Annotated in this window: 1 pseudogene; it reads left to right on the forward strand. The window is 34.7% G+C overall.

What is annotated here, in order from left to right:
* Positions 1-662: 662 nt before the first annotated feature.
* A pseudogene (locus FNW07_RS13720) lies at positions 663-1,017 on the forward strand (hypothetical protein); the annotation flags it as partial.

The following is a 1,017-nucleotide window of genomic DNA, read 5'->3' on the forward strand; positions in this document are numbered from 1 at the left end:
AAAATCATGTAATCTTATCGCTGTAAATATAGTGATAATTAAAGGTTTATCAAAATAAAAAAAGGTCTTTCATTGTTTAAAATTTGAACCGGTCGAGTAATATTATTGAATTGGAATCGGTTCAAAATTTAGTTGCCTAAAACGCGTTTTTCAACCAATAATTAAAGGTTCAACCTGTTCAATTTTTAGGCTCGTGTATTGGCAAAATTCCTCGATTGACACGAACTCATTTTGGAGCTTATTGAGCTCCTTTCTTATTTTTTGAAGTAGTCTAATGCTTTGACGATAACTCTTTCCTGTTATGCGTTGTATATCTTTTGGGTAGATACATAATCTCTTGTTTTCGGTTCTCATACTCTATATATAGCTTTGATTGGGCTTTGCCTAACTTGAAACCCTTATGATCCAAGTTCTTGCACTCAATAAAAATAGTAAATAATTCCTTTCGTTCAGAAGCGACGATTTGTTTCCATTTATGATGGGTGTAAATGGGTATTTATGTCGATTTCTGCCATTTGTGTCACAAAGTGACATATGGAATAGGGGAGTCTTTTTTATGTGGTTTAATTGGCTAAAATTTGCTTCATAATCAATCGAAAGGTGTTGCAACAGATGATGATTGAAAGAGTTTTAAGTAATAATTTAATCTAAATTTAGTAATTATGGCAAGACAGAAGGGCATAATTAAATTGAAAGGTACTATCGGGGATATTACTTTTTACAAAACCAAAGATGGTCATTTAGCACGTGAAAAAGGAGGAATCGATGCCAGCAGAATTGCAAATGATCCAGCGTTCCAGAGAACACGTGAAAATGGTTCTGAATTTGGCAGGGCAGGGAAGGCAGGTAAAACTTTGCGAACTGCATTGCGAACTTTGCTCTTGAATTCTGCGGATAGTAGAATGGTGAGTAGACTTACTCAAACAATGGTTAAGGTAATTCAAGCGGATTTAACCAACAAACGTGGTTTACGTAATGTAATTGATGGCGAAGCAGAATTGCTTGTAGGATTTGAGT

The sequence above is a fragment of the Flavobacterium sp. GT3R68 genome, from assembly GCF_007109225.1.
Lineage (GTDB): Bacteria > Bacteroidota > Bacteroidia > Flavobacteriales > Flavobacteriaceae > Flavobacterium.